Origin of the sequence: uncultured Gardnerella sp. (assembly GCF_947280595.1) — a bacterium.
GTDB lineage: Bacteria > Actinomycetota > Actinomycetes > Actinomycetales > Bifidobacteriaceae > Bifidobacterium > Bifidobacterium vaginale_A.
This window is the reverse complement of sequence record NZ_CAMYOS010000011.1, coordinates 1-20,246: the sequence shown is the minus strand read 5'-3', so window position 1 is coordinate 20,246 and position 20,246 is coordinate 1. Positions and strand designations below refer to the sequence as shown.

15 protein-coding genes, 2 tRNA genes and 1 pseudogene are annotated in these 20,246 nt (G+C 37.0%); 4 read left to right on the top strand and 14 right to left on the bottom strand.

Annotation, left to right across the window (positions count from 1 at the left end; genetic code table 11):
- Window positions 1–17: 17 nt before the first annotated feature.
- The 3 genes from Q0X59_RS04495 to Q0X59_RS04485 all read right to left on the bottom strand — a co-directional run bounded on the left by Q0X59_RS04495 (window position 18) and on the right by Q0X59_RS04485 (window position 3,670).
- On the bottom strand, window positions 18–1,361 hold the full coding sequence (locus tag Q0X59_RS04495) for a Yip1 family protein (RefSeq protein ID WP_297643439.1): 1,344 nt from the start codon (window positions 1,359–1,361) through the stop codon (window positions 18–20).
- Between the two features lie 228 nt (window positions 1,362–1,589).
- On the bottom strand, window positions 1,590–2,315 hold the full coding sequence (recO, locus tag Q0X59_RS04490) for a DNA repair protein RecO (protein ID WP_075523989.1): 726 nt from the start codon (window positions 2,313–2,315) through the stop codon (window positions 1,590–1,592).
- A 53-nt stretch (window positions 2,316–2,368) separates the two neighbouring features.
- A complete protein-coding gene (locus Q0X59_RS04485; RefSeq protein ID WP_297643436.1) occupies window positions 2,369–3,670 on the bottom strand; it encodes a DivIVA domain-containing protein in 1,302 nt (433 codons plus the stop codon).
- A 150-nt stretch (window positions 3,671–3,820) separates the two neighbouring features.
- Between Q0X59_RS04485 and Q0X59_RS04480 the strand changes: the two genes are divergently transcribed.
- Together Q0X59_RS04480 and Q0X59_RS04475 are read left to right on the top strand one after the other, a co-directional pair.
- A complete protein-coding gene (locus Q0X59_RS04480; RefSeq protein WP_297643434.1) occupies window positions 3,821–4,657 on the top strand; it encodes a S16 family serine protease in 837 nt (278 codons plus the stop codon).
- A gap of 90 nt (window positions 4,658–4,747) precedes the next feature.
- Window positions 4,748–4,821: transfer RNA gene (locus Q0X59_RS04475), tRNA-Val, on the top strand.
- A 209-nt stretch (window positions 4,822–5,030) separates the two neighbouring features.
- On the opposite strand, the gene Q0X59_RS04470 is transcribed toward Q0X59_RS04475, so the two are convergent.
- The 3 genes from Q0X59_RS04470 to Q0X59_RS04460 all read right to left on the bottom strand — a co-directional run bounded on the left by Q0X59_RS04470 (window position 5,031) and on the right by Q0X59_RS04460 (window position 10,043).
- Window positions 5,031–5,753 (bottom strand): Crp/Fnr family transcriptional regulator, encoded by a 723-nt coding sequence (locus Q0X59_RS04470; RefSeq protein ID WP_075523991.1) that lies wholly within the window; start codon window positions 5,751–5,753, stop codon window positions 5,031–5,033.
- 202 nt (window positions 5,754–5,955) lie between these two features.
- Window positions 5,956–8,628, bottom strand: coding sequence for a prolyl oligopeptidase family serine peptidase (locus tag Q0X59_RS04465; protein ID WP_366517017.1), 2,673 nt, complete (start codon window positions 8,626–8,628; stop codon window positions 5,956–5,958).
- A gap of 65 nt (window positions 8,629–8,693) precedes the next feature.
- Window positions 8,694–10,043 (bottom strand): ATP-binding protein, encoded by a 1,350-nt coding sequence (locus tag Q0X59_RS04460; protein WP_296158004.1) that lies wholly within the window; start codon window positions 10,041–10,043, stop codon window positions 8,694–8,696.
- Window positions 10,044–10,245: 202 nt separating this feature from the next.
- Here Q0X59_RS04460 and phoU point away from each other — a divergent pair, with 202 nt between their 5' ends.
- Entirely contained in the window at window positions 10,246–10,926 is a 681-nt protein-coding gene (gene phoU / locus Q0X59_RS04455) for a phosphate signaling complex protein PhoU (protein WP_297643429.1), read from the top strand.
- Window positions 10,927–11,023: 97 nt separating this feature from the next.
- Here phoU and Q0X59_RS04450 read toward each other — a convergent pair whose 3' ends face one another.
- Both Q0X59_RS04450 and lysS read right to left on the bottom strand, forming a co-directional pair.
- Window positions 11,024–11,764, bottom strand: coding sequence for a phosphoglyceromutase (locus Q0X59_RS04450; protein ID WP_297643427.1), 741 nt, complete (start codon window positions 11,762–11,764; stop codon window positions 11,024–11,026).
- A 53-nt stretch (window positions 11,765–11,817) separates the two neighbouring features.
- Complete coding sequence (gene lysS / locus Q0X59_RS04445; protein ID WP_296158044.1) at window positions 11,818–13,491, bottom strand: lysine--tRNA ligase; 1,674 nt, start codon at window positions 13,489–13,491, stop codon at window positions 11,818–11,820.
- A 113-nt stretch (window positions 13,492–13,604) separates the two neighbouring features.
- Between lysS and Q0X59_RS04440 the strand changes: the two genes are divergently transcribed.
- A tRNA-Pro gene (locus Q0X59_RS04440) sits at window positions 13,605–13,678 on the top strand.
- Between the two features lie 177 nt (window positions 13,679–13,855).
- Here the strand turns inward: Q0X59_RS04440 and Q0X59_RS04435 are convergent.
- The 6 genes and pseudogenes from Q0X59_RS04435 to Q0X59_RS04410 all read right to left on the bottom strand — a co-directional run.
- Window positions 13,856–14,401 (bottom strand): low molecular weight protein-tyrosine-phosphatase, encoded by a 546-nt coding sequence (locus tag Q0X59_RS04435; RefSeq protein WP_103043500.1) that lies wholly within the window; start codon window positions 14,399–14,401, stop codon window positions 13,856–13,858.
- Between the two features lie 12 nt (window positions 14,402–14,413).
- Complete coding sequence (locus Q0X59_RS04430) at window positions 14,414–15,022, bottom strand: dihydrofolate reductase (protein ID WP_297643424.1); 609 nt, start codon at window positions 15,020–15,022, stop codon at window positions 14,414–14,416.
- Between the two features lie 48 nt (window positions 15,023–15,070).
- The gene (locus Q0X59_RS04425; protein ID WP_075523998.1) at window positions 15,071–15,943 is read right to left on the bottom strand and encodes a thymidylate synthase; all 873 of its coding nucleotides are present in this window, start codon (window positions 15,941–15,943) and stop codon (window positions 15,071–15,073) included.
- A gap of 812 nt (window positions 15,944–16,755) precedes the next feature.
- Window positions 16,756–17,754, bottom strand: a complete 999-nt coding sequence (locus Q0X59_RS04420) for a GNAT family N-acetyltransferase (protein WP_075523563.1) — start codon at window positions 17,752–17,754, stop codon at window positions 16,756–16,758.
- 154 nt (window positions 17,755–17,908) lie between these two features.
- Window positions 17,909–19,585, bottom strand: coding sequence for an energy-dependent translational throttle protein EttA (gene ettA / locus Q0X59_RS04415; RefSeq protein ID WP_297643422.1), 1,677 nt, complete (start codon window positions 19,583–19,585; stop codon window positions 17,909–17,911).
- A 353-nt stretch (window positions 19,586–19,938) separates the two neighbouring features.
- A pseudogene (locus Q0X59_RS04410) lies at window positions 19,939–20,246 on the bottom strand (hypothetical protein); the annotation flags it as partial.

The following is a 20,246-nucleotide window of genomic DNA, read 5'->3' as shown; positions in this document are numbered from 1 at the left end:
AAGAAAAATTACTTATGCTACAGATTCATTTCCTCTCTTTGAGGATTAAGAAACTTCGGAAGACCAAGTAGTTTCATAATTAAAGATACAAGCACTGGAATAACAACCAATAATATAACTGAGCTTATCATCGAATACATGTAGTCAGAAACATCATAGCTAGATTTGAATAATATAATCAAAAAAACAAAATGAGTAAATACGTAAATAAATGAAGATACAAACGTTAAAATTATAGAACTTAAAATATTTGATCTTTTACGAATCATAAACTTACATTGCAAAATTTCTAAAACAATAGCAAAAATAACTGTCGGCACTATAGCATAAGCAATGAATTTCAAATACGAGCTAAAATCATGATTTTTGTAAATTATAAAGTCGAGAAATGCTTGAACCAAAAAAGTAGTTGCTATAGAACAAATAGAAGGTAAAATAACTGAATACTTTTTACGAAGCACTATTGCAAATGAGAATATTAGCGTAAACGGTAACAATGAATAAGAAGCCCATAAAAGGTTATCTATAAATAAAAACATAATTTTCGGCAGAGTGTGATAATAATGACGATAAAGATAATAAGAATTAAACGTATCATATAAAACTTTATTAGACAAATATGTAAAGCCAATAGAAACTACGCAAATAATAGCTAATAATATTTTTTCTCTTTTATTCCATGTAGAAGTATAGTATGTTTCTAAGCGTTCAGTTTCAGCATTTTGCCTATATCCATATTGAGAGCTGTTTTGATTATAAGTCATAGAATGCGAATAATCAGGCTTCTTATAACTAGACTGACAATTAAATTGCATCTGAGAATACTGAGATTGTGGATATTGAGCTTGATTATATTGAGCTTGATTATATTGAGCTTGATTATATTGAGCTTGTGGATACTGTTGTTGCGTCTGAGCATACTGAGCTTGCGCTTGAGCAAACTGCGGCTGATTAAATTGATTATAAGCTTGAGAAGACTGGTTATAATTTTGAGGTGCATAAGGCTGAGAAGGCTGGTTAAATTGCGCATTCTGCTGATTGAATTGCATCTGAGAATACTGAGATTGCTGAGGCTGCGCTTGAGGATACTGCGCTTGAGGATACTGAGCCTGAGGATACTGAGCTTGTGGATACTGCGAAGATTGACCGTGAAGATTTGAAGAATCTGAAGAAGGCGAAGAAGATTTAGGATCGAACGAAATACTAGCATCTGAATTCATAGATGATTCATAAGCACTAGAATCTTGTTGTTGTTTGAAACTATTATTGTTATCTTCATTAGAATAATTACTATTTTCAGGAGTATTATTCACTTGATTTTTGCTACTAAAATCATCAATACTATTATTGACATCGCTCATTTAAAACCTCCAAACTCAATGATCACAGTTATAAAATATTGTCATCACTTTCTGCTCATAAATCAATCAGCTAGCGCAAATTATTACATAAATATGCAAATTATTACGCAAAACTATTAAACAAGTATACATTAGTAAAACATAAATTTACTTAAAACTGACTTAAAAAATCAGAACATAAAGAAAGAATTAAAACGTAAAAATACTACTTATTACTTACTTCTTAAACTAAAAACTATCCGAAAAATTCATAGAACGAATCGGACGTTCTAAATAATATTCACACCAAGATTTCACACAAGCAACAACAACATCATCTAAAGCACTTCCATCAAGATTATTCCAATCTCCTTGTATCAATGCACGAATTTTCTGGCGAACTTCATCATTACAACGTAAAGATTCACTAGAACAATCAGAAGCACAGGTAATACCACCAGAAGATGGACTAAAATAGCAAAGATTTTCATTCGTTCCGCACACAGCACAAGAATCAATACGTGGCAACCAGCCTGCAATACATAATGCACGCATAACATACGACATTCCTATTGTTTCAGGAGAATGTGCATTACGAGAAAGTGCAGATAAAGCAGCAATAAGCAATGCGTATTGTGAAGAAGAATCTTGATATGAATCACCAACAATATCGTCTACAACTTCAACCATTAGATTTGCATATTTATACAAATCATAGTCTGCGCATATAGATGCTGCATAGGCATACAGCGAAACAGCTTGCGAAATAACATCAAGAGATTTGCCTTTAGCAATCAACGTGCTAACGCGCATAAACGGTTCTAGTCTTCCGCCAAAACGCGATTTTAATTTCCGCACACCTTTTGCAACAGCCTTAACTTTCCCATGGTTACGAGTAAGCATAATAACTATACGATCTGCTTCACCAAGTGGAAAAGTTCTAAGCACTACCGCTTCATCACTATATACAGGCATATTTTCTTACTAAAAACACTTCCTAAATTGCCGTATATAATTTAGGATCGAATCTAATTATTCTCGCTATCTGAAGTATCACTATCCGAAGAGCTGTCGAAAGAGCCTAACTTATTCATTATTGGGAAAGATAAGTCAGGTATATCTAAATTAAGGCTTCGACTTTGCTCAAAATTAAGCGAAGAATGATCCTCACTATTAGAATTCAAATCCGAATTTGAGGAATCAGAAACTAAAGGCTCAGAAACTAAAGGCTCAGAACTGCTTTTCTTAGGAGCAGGAGGAAAAGCTGGAGGAAGTGGAGCAGATGACTTATTAACATTAGACAATACAGTTGCGCTTTGGACCATATCGTCATCTGTATCAGAATTATCATCATCTGAATCATGTTCAACTGGAGCAAAAATACTTTGCTTTTCAGGAACAGCTCCATTAGCCAAATCACTTAACGAAGAAGATACTACAGGATTTTCTTTATCTAACTCAGCATTAGAATCACCAAAAAGATTAGATGCGCTTAGTGCAGCTTCAACAGTTCCTTCAGCATTAGCACTAGAGGAAGTAGGAGCAAATGATGGCAAACTAGATACATTTTTTTCACTAGATTCAGCTGAATTATCCTCACTATTTTTTACTAAAGAAGACAAACCAAACTCAGAATCAGATTTCTCTTCTGAATTAGAATCCTCATAAGAATCAGCAGCGTTCACATCTAAATCATTAGAAATACGGTCATAAGACTCAAGCTTACTTAATACGCGAACACAAGCATTCAAATAATAATCAACTTGACGCTCATCATATCCGCGCTTACCTTTACGTTGTGTAAAAACAATATCAGACACAAATTCAGACTCAATTTCATTAAGAATATCTTCTTCAGTATCCCATGAAGGAGCACGACCCAAAGAAACAGCTATTTTATCTAAAATCTGATTAACCAACTCATCTACTTGAGTACGATCATATGAAGGACGCTTATCTTCGCCTGGAGCAAAACGTTGACGCTCAGCGCGCTTAGCATGCTTTAATAAAGTGCGATAAATATCTTCAAGTTCTGCTTTCCAAACAACTCGACCGCGATGAGAAATATCATACTCCGTGATTTTATCTACTACAGCATTTTCTAAACGAGATAACGCAGCATCAACTTGAGAAATAACATATCCATTGCGTTCCAAATCAAAAGATACTTCTTGAATATCTTTCTGAGTCAATTCCATATCGTTGCTCACATACGATTTGTGAGCACGCTCAAGAAATTCATTTACTTGCGATACATTATAACCGAACTTACGCTTTCCAACTCGTTCCATACTGGAAGTATTACGAGAAGTATTGGTGTTCTGAGCCATCGACGATTGACCTCCTGAGCGAATAATCCTATTTGCTATACTTTACGCGACTGTTTCGACTCGCGCCACAACACATGCTCGAGTATTATTATTAGCATGCTTAAATTTCCTTGTATTACGCACATTATAAAAGACAATTTTGAAAAATTCGTGACGATTATTAAATCGTGCTCGAAATCAGTTTATTGTTACTTTTCATACCACTCGATTAGGTATTTTATTGGAATAGCAGCTGTAATACTTGCAATCTTTGCACTGATTCTTCCGAGCGCTTACGTAATTGAAGAACCAGGGCCGACACAAGACGTAATGGGTAAAATCGATGGATTAGAAGTTATAAATATAAAAACAGATACATCAAAAAAATCTGGAAAATTACTATTACTTACAGTTGGAATTTCAGGCGTACCAGGATATGAAACATCAACATTGAACGCTATTACATCTTGGCTTAACCCAAATCGCGATGTTCTTCCACGCGAATTGATAGTTCCTATTGGTCAAACAGCAAATCAATACGAAGAAGAATCAGAAAATGAGATGAATTCATCTCAAGATAGCGCAATAAAAGCTGCAAAAAATAAAGCTAAAGAACTTGGATTATCTGCTGAAGGCAAAAAAATATCTCTACATGTAGAAGATATAGGCGGACCTTCTGCAGGAATGATATACACTCTCGGAATACTAAATAAGCTATCTAAATACGATATAACAGGCGGAAAAGTAATTGCAGGAACAGGCACTATTGACGAGAAAGGAAACGTTGGAGAAATAGGCGGAATACGCCTAAAAATGATAGGAGCAAAACGTGACGGAGCAACTTGGTTTTTAGCGCCAGAATCTAATTGCGATGAAGTAGTTGGACATATACCAAATGGAATGAGAGTTGTAAAAGTCGCAACGATTGACGAAGCATTGAAAGCTTTAGAAGTTATTAGATCTGGAAAAGACGTGAACAATCTTCCGGCTTGTAGATTAAGAAAATAAAATGTAATAAAAGTGAAAAATAAGCAAAAGTAAAAAATATTACGACACAACTTGACTCTAGTACATACCATAATGTATCTTGTTTCAAGCGGGCGATTAGCTCAGCTGGCTAGAGCGCCACCTTTACACGGTGGATGTCGGGGGTTCGAGTCCCTCATCGCCCACAATTTCCGCTATTGATTATTGGTCACAAAATTTTTTATTCTGAAATCATTTATTCTGAAATTTTTTATTTAAATTATTTTCGCAACTATTTTTAGGAATTATTATCTATTTTTATAATTCTTATTCTTAACATTTATTCAAGCTATTCAAGCTATTCAAACTATTCAAGCTATTTGAACTATTCAAGCTACTTGAACTATTAAACTATTTAACGTTCTGCTCTACGAATCAACATTCCGGGTTCGAAAATAATAATTGACCTTCCACGGCGTTTAATCCATCCTCGGTTAGAAAAATCCATCAAAGCTTTATTAACTGTTTCACGAGAAGATCCAACTAATTGAGCTAATTCCTCTTGTGTTAAATCATGCTGAACTAATAGCCCTTCACGAATAGGCTCGCCAAATCTAGAAGCTAAATTCAATATAGTCTTAGCTAAACGCGCTGGAACATCCATAAACACTAAGTCGGAAATATGTTCATTATTTGCACGAAGTCGTGCAGCTAAAACTTGCAACATGCTCACAGCAACCGTAGGATGCTTACCAATCCAAGCAAAAAGCACATCGTGATCCACCCACAACACAGACGTATTATCTGTTAGCGCAATTGCAGATGCAGTACGCGGACCACCTGCAGGATCAAAAACTGGTATTTCACCAAGAATTTCACCATGTGTGTGAATACTTAAAAGTTGAATACGATTATCACGAGAATGTCTTACAAGCTTAACGCGACCACGCTCGAGAAGATACATTCTGTGATCTTTATCTCCCTCATTAAAAATCACATCACCTTTAGAAAACACAGATTGCCTTAAACTCTCAAATAGCTCACGAGCTTCATCTAAAGGAACATGCTTAAACAAAGTAGTGTGAGAAAGAGGCAAATCTTCCGTTGCGATATTAAAATTACTCTTCTTTAATACCACTTTTACCTCCAATATTCGTAAGCAGCTATCTTCATTGGGCTACTTTGACAACTCCATAAACAATTATATATAACCACCATCTATTTTAATACATTTTTCAATCACTTATTGACAGATTCGACATAAAACATCTACACATGATACAGGATAATGGATATAACATTATAATGCATTTTATTATTCAAACAAATAATTTATATATTTATAAACTTACTTTCATAGCATCAAGACACCAAGCATTTTCATAAGATACTTCTTTCCAACTATTGTATCTTCCAGAAGTTCCTCCATGACCACCGTCTGTTTGTATATACGCTATAGCGTCAATTCCAGACTCCTGTAAACGAGCTAACCATTTAATTGGCTCTGTAACAAGAACTCTAGTATCGTTCATAGAAGTAGTAATCAATATTTTTGGAAAATGATTCAAAGTATTTCCACAATTCTCACTCTTAACATTTCCACAATTCTCACTCTTAGAATTACTTGAAAATTCAGGAATATTTTCGTAAGGAGAATAAGATTTCATATATTTATAATCTTCAACATTGTCTAAAGGATCTCCCCATTCATCCCATTCAGTTACAGTCAAAGGCAATGAAGTATCCAACATAGTTGTAAGAGAATCAACAAAAGGCACATCGGCTTCTATTCCAGAATAAAGATTAGGAGCCATATTTGCCACAGCTCCCATAAGAAGACCGCCAGCAGAACCTCCATTTGCAACAGTTTGTTCACAAGACGCATATCCTTGTTCTTGTAATGAATAAGTTGCATCAATAAAATCTTCAAAAGTATGCTTTTTATTACGTCGTCTACCTTGTTCATACCAAGCTCGACCCATTTCTCCACCGCCACGCACATGTACTTGCGCATACAAGACTCCGCGATCCAATAAACTTAATCTAGAAACACAAAACGCTGGATCTGAACTTATTTCATAAGCACCATAAGCAGTTATAAACATAGCGTTTGTATTAGCTACAGTATCGCGATTCCACACCAACGAAACAGGAACACGCTCACCATCTCTAGCAATAATCCAAACTCTGCGTTCAGCATAGCGATTCTCATCAAAATCGCCAAGAATTTTACCTTTTTTTAAAAGTCTATCTTCACCTGTTATTGGATTTAATTCACGCAATTGACCTAAAGTAGCATAACTAGAAAAAGCATAACGTAAACATGGAGCTTCGTAAGATGGGTTTCCAACAGGGTAAATAGAATACAACCTATTAGCATTTACATCTTTTTGCGAGATTGTTTGAAGTTTTACTCTTGTTTGAAAACTAGAAGAATCTTTATCAGAAGAATTAGCAGAAGAATCTTTAACAGAAGAATTAGCATAACTTTCAGTTGAAGATTTATTGAAATCAAAGCATTCAGCGTCAAATGAAGAACACTCAGCAAAGTCAGAACACTCAGCAGAATCTAAAATATTATTTACACAAATTTCTCTAAAATTCCACGGTCTTGCGTCAAGAAAATCTTTAACAGCTTCACTTTTAGACACAACAGCCAAATGAGGCAAGCCATTTGCACGATAAGTTATCAATGCATAATTTTTATACATAGATAATCCATCAATACTTAAACCTACGCATCCTTGCATAATACTTGGATTTTCAGCAACAAAATAAGGAGTGCTAATTGGCATATTAGAAGCATCATGAATGACTTCATCACCTTTTTCGCATCCGTAAGGAGATCCAGAAGCAATACAAACTCCATCTCCAATATTGTATGGCATATTCTTACAAATAATGTCAAAATTATTTGAGTAAGAATTATTTACAGGATTGCGCATATCAATAACATCAATCTCAAAATTAGGATTACGCGCATTATGGTTAATAATAACTAAAGGAATATCTTCACCATCTTCGCCACCATGCTCAAAACAAGCAAAAGATACATCGTACTCAACTCCATCAATAGGATTAACAACCATGCGAAAATCGTCTTCTGGAGAACTTAAAGGAGTTATAAGCACTTTAGAAGTAGTCTTGGAATCACTACAAATTACTACATACCTATCATCAAAACTAATAGATGCATTTACCCAAAATCGCTCGTCTAATTCCTCATAAACTTTTACATCACTACTTGTTGGTTCTCCTACTTTATGCCTGAAAACTTGATATGGACGCCATGCATCATCTAATCGCACATACCACACCCATTTTCCATCAGGAGAAAGAGATGCAGAAGAAATACCTTTCCAAGAATCATCTAATTGAGTATAAGTGACAGTTCTACGCTTTGAGGATGCAGATTCTTCAATGTGAAGATCGCGAATATAGTAGTCATATCGCTCGTCTCCATGAACATCTATTCCATAGAGCATGCGCATACCGTCTAAACTTACATCCATCCCACCTAGTCTAAAGAACGATGAATTAGTAATATTGGCTTCTAAATTTGCATCAAAAATAACTTCTTCATAATCTGTAGTTCCAGGTTCTGCTTTTTCATCAATTACAGGCGCAACCCAATCATCATCTTTAATAACTGGAATTCTGCACTGAATTGCATACTGACTCCCTTCACAAGTTCGCACATAATACCAATATCCATTCATTCGAGTTGGTACAGACATATCTGTTTCTTGTACTCTTGACTTCAATTCTTGAAATAATTTTTTACGCAATCCACTTAAATGCGCGACTTTAGACGAAGTGTACTTATTTTGAGCATCAATATATTTACGAACAATAGGATTATTACAATCCTTCATCCAAGCATAATTATCTATAAAAATATCACCATAATATTCACGTTTTTCTGGAATTTTTTCAGCCACAGGAGGATTAACAGAATTATTTTCATCACATTTGACACTAGAGTCACAATCGCAAGTATTAAAAATATCCATATTTTCTTCCACTCTTAATCCCCAACAACTTAAACTTTCAATATTTTGACCTATAAAAGAGCATTTTACAATAAATCAGCACCAATCGGAGCTATAGGCAAAACAAAATTTACAGTTGTACCTTGATTAGGCTTACTCCACAAAGTAATCCAACCATTATGTGTTAATGCAACATGCTTCGCAATTGCCAACCCTAGACCAACACCGTCTTGACTATTATCGTTTTGATTACTAGAACGATAAAAACGTTCAAAAATACGCGATTGATCGCATAGCGGAATTCCAACACCGCAATCTACTACTTTAATAAGAGCATATTTTCCACTCCCTGACGCGGCTGCTTTGATAGAAACAACGCCATTCTTATGAGAATAAACAATAGCATTTTCGACTAATTTACGAATAGCAGTACAAATCTGATTTTCATAACCTAAAACTTTCAAAGAAGACTCAGATTGGACTCTAATTTTCACACAACAATTTGCAGCTAAAGAAACAACCTGATTTTTAACTTCATCAATAATATCTTTAACAGATAAAATACTTGAATCATTAGGATTTATAGGATCTTGAGCGCTGATTAAAAGCAACAAATCTTCTAACATATGTTCAAGACGCTTAGACGATTTATTTGCGAGCGCAGCTACATTTTTTATTTTCTCTTCGCTTACATCACTTACACGCTCAAATTGCAAAACTTTAGTCAAATTTGAAATCATGCGAGTAGAACTTATAAGCTGATCAGAAACATTAGATATAAAATCTTCACGAGTTTGAGCAAAACGATGAGCAGCACTAGTATCTTCAATAATTACAACAATCAAGCCATTTCCAATACTTCCAACCGTAACATTAAGCCAATTAGGTCTAGTTACTGTTGATAAAGCAGATGTTTTACAATTCTCACAATTATCTCTAGACTCATAAGAATCGTGATCTAAGCTAAAAACATCATCTTGAACATCAATATATCTGTCAGGAGTAGAAGTAACTAAATTAAAACGCTCACATGTTCCAGAAGAACGAACATTATTAACTGCACGTATTACTTTTGGCTGAACAATCGAATCATCATCAGCAACAACTCCAAGCATATAAGCTTCAAAGCTTGCACGAATCACATCATTTTCAGAATCAATTACAATAGTTGGAGAATTGAGCATAGCCAAAACTTTAGAAGCATCTTCGCTAATATCATCTGCGTTCGATGAAGAATCATAAGGAATATTATTTAGATTTGCTTTAGAAAATCTAAAAGATTTTAATATAAAACACTTAAATCTAGAAAAAAATTGAATAATGCAATTAGAGAGTGGCAAAAACCAATCCGATATAAGCATAAACAAAGCTAACAAGACGCATACAACAACAACGCCAAATACTATAAACACAACAGTTGAAGAATCTTGAGGCATATTTTTATAATCTCATATTTCTCACGTTTTAGTAACACTAAATAAAATATATTGTAATTCTTGTATCTCAGTTAATAAAATCCTAAGACAAATTAGAAAATTTTAACAATTCACTCTAAAAAATCACAATCTTAGTTGTAAGCGTCACTTATAATTAGATAGAGCGCTTGCAAACAATTACGCGAACAAGAAAGGACACACCATGAGAGTGATTTTCAACGAAGAGATGAAAGCCGTGGCTAAAGACTTAGAACGCATGGCTGAGCTTGTAGCAAAAGCCATGAACGATTCTGGAAACGCGTTAGTTAAAGCAGATATAGATCTTGCACAAGAAGTCATAGACCAAGATATAAAACTTGATGCACTAGAAGATAGAGTAATTGACCAATGCTTAACTTTGCTTGCAAGACAAAATCCAGTTGCAACAGATTTGCGAGAAGTTGTAGCAACAATGCGACTAGCAACTACATTCGAACGCATGGGAGATCTAACAAGCCACGTAGCACAAATTACAAGACGAACTTGGCCTGATTCAGCAATACCTGAAGAAGCTAAAGATACTATCACTTCGATGATCGATTTTCTACAAGTGCTTTCTGGACGACTAATAGATATGCTTTCAAAGCATGATGTCGAAATTGCAAATGCAATAATAGATAGTGACGATACACTTGATAAGTTGCACGAGAAGATTTTCTCAACTGTTGAAAGTGATTCTTGGCATGGAACACGTAAACAACTTATTGATTTAGTTTTACTAAGCAGGTTTATTGAGCGTATTGGAGATCATTGCGTAGCTGCAGCAAGGCAAGTAGTGTTTATTGTTTCAGGTTTCGATCCGTCTAAGAAGCCAGAGCCAGATAAAGACACGATTGTTGAATAAAGAGTTAATTACTAAATAACTAAAATACAAGCAAAATACAAAAAAGTAGGTCTGCAATCAAGTTACAGACCTACTTTTTTAAAATAATAACAGACTATTACTTTTGACCTTGAGCAGCAACAGCAGCAGCGCCAGCAGCAGCAGCTTCTGGATCCAAGTATTCGCCACGAGGCTTAATTGGCTTAAAGTTTTCATCCAACTCGTAAAGCAAAGGAATAGCTGTAGGAATATTAACCTTTGAAATCTCTTCCTCGCTCAAGCCATCAAGCATCTTAACAATAGCGCGCAAGCTATTGCCATGAGCTGCAATCATTACAGTCTTGCCTGACTTAAGTTCTGGAATAATATCGGACTCCCAATAAGGTGTCACTCGAGTTACAACATTTGCCAAAGCCTCAGTTTCTGGGACTGGCTCCCCTGCATAACGAGGATCATTAGATTGAGAATATTGATCGTTTGGATCAATCTCAGGAGGTGGAGTTGCGTAAGAACGACGCCAAATCATAAACTTCTCATCGCCATATTCTTGACGAATTGCAGACTTGTTCTTACCTTGCAAAGCACCATAGTGACGCTCATTCAAACGCCAGCTCCTGCGAACTGGAATCCAAAGGCGATCTGCTGCATCAAGAGCATAATTTGCTGTATTGATAGCTCTACGAAGCAAAGAAGTGAACACGATGTCTGGAAGAACATTCTTCTCTTTAAGAAGCTCGCCACCATGCTTAGCTTCCTCAACACCTTGCTCAGTCAGCGGTACATCAACCCAACCAGTAAACTGATTGGTTTTATTCCATGCGCTCTGACCATGTCGGAGCAATACTAATTTATATGTCATAATTACCTAGTCTATTCGTTTCGTACGACTACTTGCATTAAATTTTGCATCAACTAGCGCAATGGCTTTACAAGTGGGAATGTAATAGTTTCGCGAATAGTTGCACCAGTAAGCGCAATAAGCAAACGATCAATACCCATGCCCATTCCGCCTGCAGGAGGCATACCAACACCAAGAGCTTCAATGAAGTCCTCGTCAATATCCATTGCTTCAACATCTCCAGCCAAAGCATCCTTAGCTTGAGCAACAAAACGTTCTCGCTGAACAACAGGATCATTAAGCTCTGAATAGCCGGTTGCAAGTTCGAATCCACGAACATACAAATCCCACTTCTCAACCATTCCAGGCTTCGTACGATGACCCTTAACAAGCGGGCTTGTTTCAACTGGGAAGTCGCGCACAAATGTTGGCTCATAAAGCTTATCCTCGTAGAAATGCTCCCACAAGTGCTCAACCAACTTGCCGTGATTCTCAACTTCATCGCGCTCAACGCCGAGTTTATCTGCTAGTATGCCTAAATGCTCAACAGAAGTTTCAGGAGTAATCTCTTCACCCAAAGCCTCGCTAAGCGAACCATACATTGTAATTTGCTTCCACTCGCCACCGAAATCATATTCTTCGCCGTTAAGCAAAGTAACTTTAGTAGATCCGAAAGCGTCAATTGCAGATTTTTGAATCAATTCTTTAGTAAGATCTGCAATCGTATCGTATGTTCCATAAGCTTGATAAGCCTCAAGCATTGTAAACTCTGGAGCGTGAGTTGCATCCACACCTTCATTTCTAAAATCACGATTGATTTCGAACACTCGCTCAATGCCACCAACCAAGCAACGCTTCAAGAAAAGCTCAGGAGCAATTCTCAAATAAAGATCAATATCAAAAGCGTTCATATGAGTAGTAAATGGTCGAGCTGCAGCGCCACCATGAACAGTTTGCAACATTGGAGTTTCAACTTCCAAGAAGTCATGACTGTCGAAGGTTCGGCGAAGAGAAGCAACAGCGCGAGAACGCTTGCGAACCATATCGCGAATCTTCTCATCTGCAATCATGCCAATATAAGGCTTACGCGTGCGAGTATCATCACTCAATTCCTTATGCAAAGCAGGAAGAGGTTGTAAAGCCTTAGCAGCAATCGCCCATTCGGTTACAAATACTGACAACTCGCCTGTTTTTGAAGAAATCACACGACCACGCACATACAAGTGATCGCCTAAATCAACTATCTGCTTGAAGCTTTTAATGGATTCATCGCCAATTTCCTTCTTAGAAACCATAGCCTGAATCGTAGTTCCATCTCCAGCAGAAAGTTTCACGAAACACAATCCACCTGCATTACGCAAGAAAAGAACACGACCTGCAATACCAACCTCGGTATCAGTTTCTTCGCCAGCTTGAAGCTTACCGTCAAACTGCTTACGAACATCATCAATAGTGTCCGTAACATTAAGATGAACTGGATAAGGCTGCACACCTTCCTTAAGCATCATCGCACGCTTAGCAACACGCATTTGCACTTGCTCAGGATGAGCAAGTGGACCAAATTCCTTGTTACTTGGGTCTATTGCTTCATCAAGCGTTGCACCTTCATCAACTCGCTTAGCAATTGCTTCATCTTGTGCAAGCAGCATCTCAGCGCGCTCAACGGTGCCCATTTCATTTGTGTTATCTGTTTCTTCGTCTTCTGCAGCGTTTTGTGCGGCAGGCATTGCAGTATTCGTGTCAATCATAATCGTTAAGTGTAGTCAAAAGGGAATACAGCATGAAAATATAGAAATAAATTGTATGTGCCAACCTGTAACATTGCGGACGTTGTTGAAACATTCATATGATTTTTCAACATCGGGCTGTAGCGCAGTTTGGTAGCGCGCTTCGTTCGGGACGAAGAGGCCGCGGGTTCAAATCCCGCCAGCCCGACTTTTGTCATAAAGTTGGTATATCAACGTTTTTGGCTTGTTTTATCGTTCAAAAATAGGTCGAATATGCAACTAATGTGCAAATAACTCACATTTACACAACAAATAAATGAACTCTGCTTTATGTAAATAAACTAAAACAAATCAACACTTAAAACTAGCGATTTAACTACGAAACTTATTGACGAGTAATTTGACTCTCCACCCAATCGACAATATAAGGAGCGCATTGTTCAACTTGATTCATAGCTACTTCAAACTCTAGAGGACCTCCGTACCACGGATCAGCTAAATCAAGAAGCATTTCACGCCCTGGGGCAGGCTTTTGAATAGATGGATCAAAAGAACGATACATATGCACAAGAGAACGCTTTTCAACTGGCAATAATCTAATCAGCGAGCGCATATGCGAAGCTGTCATTGGCAAGAATAGGTTTGTTTCCGCGATCTCACTTGCATCAATACGGTGAGCAAAATGAGTTCTAGGCAAATTGTAACCACGCTTAATTAACTCTCTTTTAGCGCGATTGTCAATAGGATTACCATATTCTTCATCGCTAACACCACTCGATTTAACAGCTACAACATCACCCAAACCTCTTAGCTGAAACTCGTTTCGCAAAACAATCTCCGCCATAGGAGAACGACAAATATTACCTGTACAAACAGTCATAACAACATAAGGATTCTTAGCATCTACGTGAATTTTATTATCACAATTCATAATTCTGCCCCATTATCTAACTGGTTTATAAACCATAAATTTATATTTTGCGAAAACTTTCTTTCCATCGACTTTCATTTCAGAAGTAATCCACTCGCCTTCGCGATCAACCTTCCACAAACCTTCATCTACGAGATGCATAATATTTGGAGCAAAAGTATCAGCATTCACTCTAAAATCAATTTGTGTTACATAAGCAGCATCAACAATATTAGAGTTAATTATCTCCTTAAATATTGACCCTCCTCCAATAATCCAAATCGCTACACCGTCTTTAGGTAAATCAATGCAATTTGGATGATTCTTATCTTCAATCCATTGATAAGCATAAGAAATAGCGTCATTTATACTCGTAAAACTTTTTGCTCCATCAGGCATAAAATCAGGATTTCTAGACACAATAATATTTTCACGTCCCGGAAGAGGACGGAATTTTTCTGGCGTAGAATCCCATGTTCCACGACCCATAATCACAGGGCAACCAATTGTCATCTCCTTAAAATAGCGCAAATCCGGAGAAAGTCTCCAAGGCATACCACCATTTACTCCCATTGCACCAATGTTGCCTTCTAAATCTAGAGCTTGTCCCCAAATTAAACGTACTGGAATACCATTTAGCATAAAAACTCCTAGGCGACTCAAATTCGCTAAAAATCAACAAAATAATAATCAAACAGCAACTGGCGCTTTAATAGTAGGATGATGCTTATAATCAACAACCTTAAAATCACTGTATTCGTAGTCAAAAATCGAAGAAGCCTTATGAATTTCAAGATGCGGATATTGATATGGAACGCGAGAAAGTTGTTCTAAAACCTGTTCAACATGATTATCGTAAATATGACAATCACCGCCAGTCCACACAAATTCTCCAGGCTTCAAACCTGCTTGCTGAGCCATCATCATAGTTAAAAGAGAATATGAAGCTATATTAAAAGGAACGCCAAGGAACATGTCACAAGAACGTTGATACAACTGACATGAAAGCTTTCCATCTGCAACATAAAATTGGAAAAGCGAGTGGCACGGAGGCAACGCCATATTCTCAACTTCAGCAGGATTCCAAGCGCTAACAATCATTCTACGAGAATCAGGATGATTTTTCATAAGATCTAAAACATTAGCAATCTGATCAATCGTGCGATTAGGATTTTCTTTAGTCGCAGCTGGCCAACTCCTCCACTGCACACCGTAAACAGGGCCTAAATCACCATTTTCATCAGCCCACTCATCCCAAATATGAACTCCATTTTCTTGAAGCCATCGCACATTACTTGAGCCTTTAAGAAACCAAAGTAATTCGTAAGCAAGACCTTTGAAAAACACAGTTTTCGTAGTAATAAGCGGAAAATATTCACTTATATCAAAACGAATTTGCTGTCCAAAAAGCGAAATTGTACCTGTACCAGTACGATCTGATTTTAACGTCCCTTCCATCAAGATTTTTCGCACTAAATCTTCATATGGAGTAGGTACATCTGATATTGGTTTTTGCGGTACACGCGCACGAATTGCTGCAAGTTCATCTTTTGTTAAAGCCATAATGCCATTTTAACAAAATGCTAATAAATTTTAGAAGATAAAATTGTCAAAATTTTAATAAGACACTATCAAATTTACTAAAATATTTCTAATAAACATAAAAATTTTATTGTAAACAATTGTATAGGATTATTTACAAAGAAAGTTAAGTATAGATTGTGTACTAGTGAGGTGCGGAAAATACTTAACGAACAATAAAAAGCGAAACGGTATTTAAAAAAGTTACACCTAATCCAAACTCTTCACAAAACTAAAGTAAGCTAAAATCTACCTTTTACTACTACAAGCAACAACATTTAAACATGCGTAAAAAGTTGAAGCTCCTGTGAGGTAAGTAATTCCCACACCTCACAAACACAGTCAAAAAACAGTAAATTTTATCAACAATTGTATAGGATTATTTACAAAGTATGCTTTGCCATTAGTTAGGCAGAGATTTAAGATTTTTCGCCCTGAATGAGATCTTTAGTGCAATTTTTTATCGCGCACGCACTAACAGTTCGACACTTCGCTGGCGAGGAAGTCCACTGGACTTCCTCTCTGTGCCAGCTCACTCATCGAGGGAGCTTAAAGCGCACTATGCTGCTTTAATCTCGGTCGATTCGCAGCCCGATGGTGATTCATCGAATGAAGAAGAAAAATCGAAAAATCTCAGTGATTAACCGAAGATTAAAAGACTAAACATGCAAAGAGCTCTCGGAGTTTCTCTTAGAGCAATGTAAAAATCTTGCGATGAGAGAAACTCCGAGAGCTCAGCCACAACAAATAAGAGAATTCTATAAAACAAACTATAAAATAAATAACAAGTTCTGCTATCTACTTATGAATTTACTGTAAGCATCATCATCTAGCACAACATCCAATTCACCGATCCACATAGAAGGCTCATTAGACTTGCAGAATCCATACTTAAAGAAATAAAGCCCATCACTAATATCAAAAGAGTAAACTGCACCCATATTGAAATACTTCATGCCGAGTTCTTTACCCCATAGAATTAAATCCCAAATAGAAAGATACCCTGGGCTAACTTTGCCCTTCACACTCTCAGTGGCACCGTAAATATACCACATCATATCTTTGTAAGGAAAACCAATCATGCAAGAAATAGGTTCTCCTTCATACTCAGAAGTATAAATTCTAATATCTGGATATGCAGCTAATAGCCTTTCAAAGTACTCTTTAGGTCTGTGCGTAATACCATGCCTATCTGCCATAATTTCTGTAAGCTTATAAAAAGTATCGATATCTTCTTGAGATCTTCCCCACCTGGAAGTAACACCAGCTTTTATTGAAGCACGTATATGTCTTCTAGTCATAGCGCTAAAGCCAGCCATTAAGTCTTCTTCAGACTTGCCTTCCATATTAAGAATCATATCGCAACGAGGATTAGAGAAAGAATGAGGATTTTCACCTTCACTTCTAAAAGTAAAACCTTCATCCCTATACTTTTTAACAAGATCTTGATCGTCTTTTACACAAGGATCCATTCTTAGAAGAAATGCATTATATTTTGCAAACAGAGGTTTTGCTTCATCAATAAGCTTTTTAGTAGTTTCAATATTATAAAAATCAGATACCGGACCTCTAGGAGCATAAAGAAACACTTTATTATCTACAGCTTTAATGCCAAGAACAGACATAGCTGCTGTAATTTTCCCATTCTCTTCAAGATAAACATACTCACTAATCCAATTGCTTTTAACTTTTGCCCACTGCATATCTTGAGTAGCATATCCAAATGGAGAGTTTTTTACAAAATCCTCATATTCTTGAACTTTAGCAGAATCGTTTTTATCAAGTATTGGCATTTATTCTCCTTTTTAGTTCAATACGTGATTTTAATACACACATCGAATCAATTAAGCGCTAAGCAATATGATTTAATTTCACAATGCCTAGCGCATAAAACTTAAGATTTTACGAAAAAATCAAACAAATTATAACGATTGAAAATCAAAAAAGTTATCTAGTAAGCTTCCTATGCAAGCGATGCGGACGAGCAGCTTCCTCACCCAAACGTGCAATCTTATTTTCTTCGTAAGCTTGGAAGTTACCTTCAAACCAATACCACTTAGCTGGATTATCGTCATCGCCTTCCCAAGCAAGAATATGCGTTGCAACACGGTCTAAGAACCAACGATCGTGAGAAACAACAACTGCACAACCAGGGAAATCAAGTAAAGCATTTTCTAAGCTTTCCAAAGTTTCAACATCCAAATCGTTAGTAGGCTCATCGAGAAGAAGTAAGTTTCCACCCTGCTTAAGCGTTAAAGCCAAGTTCAAACGATTACGTTCACCACCAGAAAGCACACCTGTAAGCTTCTGTTGATCCGAACCTTTAAATCCAAAGCTTGCAACGTATGCACGAGTAGGAATTTCAACGCCTGCAACTTCAATAAAATCAAGTCCGCCTGAAACAGCTTCCCACAAGTTCTTATTAGGATCCAATCCTGCACGATTCTGATCAACGTAAGAAATCTTCACAGTATCTCCAACTGTAAGCTCACCTCCAGAAAGTGGTTCTAAGCCAACAATCGTTTTGAAAAGCGTAGACTTTCCAACGCCGTTTGGACCAATCACTCCAACAATACCGTTACGAGGTAAAGTAAATGACAAGTCGTCAATAAGCACTCTCTCGCCGAAAGCTTTGTGAATATGCTTTGCTTCCAAAACTTGTGAACCCAAACGTGGACCTGCCGGAATCTGAATCTCAGAGAAGTCAAGCTTCTTGGAATTACGTGCCTCTTGCTCCATCTGATCGTAACGTTCCAAACGAGCCTTGTTCTTAGCTTGGCGTGCCTTAGGCGAGCTACGAACCCAATCCAACTCATTCTTCAAACGTTTAGCAAGCTTAGCATCCTTAGCGCCTTGTATTTCCATACGCTTAGCTTTTGTTTCCAAATAAGTAGTGTAGTTACCTTTGTATGGGTAAAGCTGACCGCGATCCACCTCGCAAATCCATTCTGCTACGTTATCCATAAAGTAACGATCGTGCGTAACTGCAATAACAGCACCTTTATAGTTATGCAAGAACTGTTCAAGCCACAAAATAGACTCAGCATCTAAGTGATTCGTAGGCTCATCTAAAAGCAATAAATCAGGAGCTTCAAGAAGAAGCTTACACAATGCAACTCGACGTCTTTCGCCACCAGAGCATACAGATACTGGAGAATCTGGATCAGGGCATTGCAAAGCATCCATTGCCTGCTCAAGCTGGGAATCCAAATCCCAACCGTTAGCAGCATCAATATCCGTTTGCAACTTTCCCATTTCTTCCATCAAAGCATCGAAATCAGCATCCGGATTAGCCATTTCTTCGCCAATTTGATTAAAGCGCGCCACTTTTTGCGCAATCTCACCAAACGCCATTTTAATGTTTTCGCCAACTGTTTTAGTTTCATCCAGCGGCGGCTCCTGTTGCAAAATTCCAACAGTGTAACCTGGAGTAATATAAGCCTCACCATTAGAAACATTCTCTAAGCCAGCCATAATTTTAAGCAGAGTAGATTTACCCATGCCATTAGGTCCAACTACACCAATTTTTGCACCTGGGAGGAAGCTTAAAGTAACATCGTCAAGAATTACGCGATCTCCATAAGACTTACGCGCTTTAATCATTTGATAAATAAACTCAGCCAAAGTAATATACCATCCTTAAAACGTTGGAATTCCAGCGTTTGCTACAGCTTTACGAAAAATATCGCTTTGAAGAAAGCGTACTAACTTCACGGTTGATTGTTCGCAAACTACTACAAAATCTACGCTAACAAACACCACAATTTACAAGTAAATTACGTGCAAATAAGTAAAATCGCAAGAAGCAGCAACAAAAGTACCGTTGGCTATTATCTCATGCGATAGATACATTAACACTCACAAATATTTAGTACATAAAAGCATTAACTATCAACAATCAACAAAATCAACAATACTTATTAAAAGCTGATTGTAATCAAAGCGATATCTATTAGCTTTTAGCAAGTTATATAAACCTACGCAGTAATCGAGTCGAATCTGTGTAAGTTTTCTACAATGCGAATCATGCGCTTATCCATTACTTTGCCACCAAGAATTACGCCAACAACCAGTACGATTGCACCGTTCACTACGAACATAATGCTTGCAATCCACAAAAGATTCGTGTTAATAGCCAAAAACGCCATTGCTGCAGCAATAGATGGAATCATGCATACTGCAGCAAGAAGCGCAAAACCTATTGGAGCAAAAGATCTAGCGCCAGCACTTCCTTGCGGCCTAGAAAATGGCTTTTCGATTGATGCTACAGGGTACATTGCTATGC

Bases quoted from the DNA above. Each gene is read 5' to 3' on its own strand.
- Q0X59_RS04495 (WP_297643439.1), bottom strand. From the start codon at position 1,361: ATGAGCGATGTCAATAATAGTATTGATGATTTTAGTAGCAAAAATCAA.
- recO (WP_075523989.1), bottom strand. From the start codon at position 2,315: ATGCCTGTATATAGTGATGAAGCGGTAGTGCTTAGAACTTTTCCACTT.
- Q0X59_RS04485 (WP_297643436.1), bottom strand. From the start codon at position 3,670: ATGGCTCAGAACACCAATACTTCTCGTAATACTTCCAGTATGGAACGA.
- Q0X59_RS04465 (WP_366517017.1), bottom strand. From the start codon at position 8,628: ATGGATATTTTTAATACTTGCGATTGTGACTCTAGTGTCAAATGTGAT.
- Q0X59_RS04460 (WP_296158004.1), bottom strand. From the start codon at position 10,043: ATGCCTCAAGATTCTTCAACTGTTGTGTTTATAGTATTTGGCGTTGTT.
- phoU (WP_297643429.1), top strand. From the start codon at position 10,246: ATGAGAGTGATTTTCAACGAAGAGATGAAAGCCGTGGCTAAAGACTTA.
- Q0X59_RS04450 (WP_297643427.1), bottom strand. From the start codon at position 11,764: ATGACATATAAATTAGTATTGCTCCGACATGGTCAGAGCGCATGGAAT.
- lysS (WP_296158044.1), bottom strand. From the start codon at position 13,491: ATGATTGACACGAATACTGCAATGCCTGCCGCACAAAACGCTGCAGAA.
- Q0X59_RS04435 (WP_103043500.1), bottom strand. From the start codon at position 14,401: ATGAATTGTGATAATAAAATTCACGTAGATGCTAAGAATCCTTATGTT.
- Q0X59_RS04430 (WP_297643424.1), bottom strand. From the start codon at position 15,022: ATGCTAAATGGTATTCCAGTACGTTTAATTTGGGGACAAGCTCTAGAT.
- Q0X59_RS04425 (WP_075523998.1), bottom strand. From the start codon at position 15,943: ATGGCTTTAACAAAAGATGAACTTGCAGCAATTCGTGCGCGTGTACCG.
- Q0X59_RS04420 (WP_075523563.1), bottom strand. From the start codon at position 17,754: ATGCCAATACTTGATAAAAACGATTCTGCTAAAGTTCAAGAATATGAG.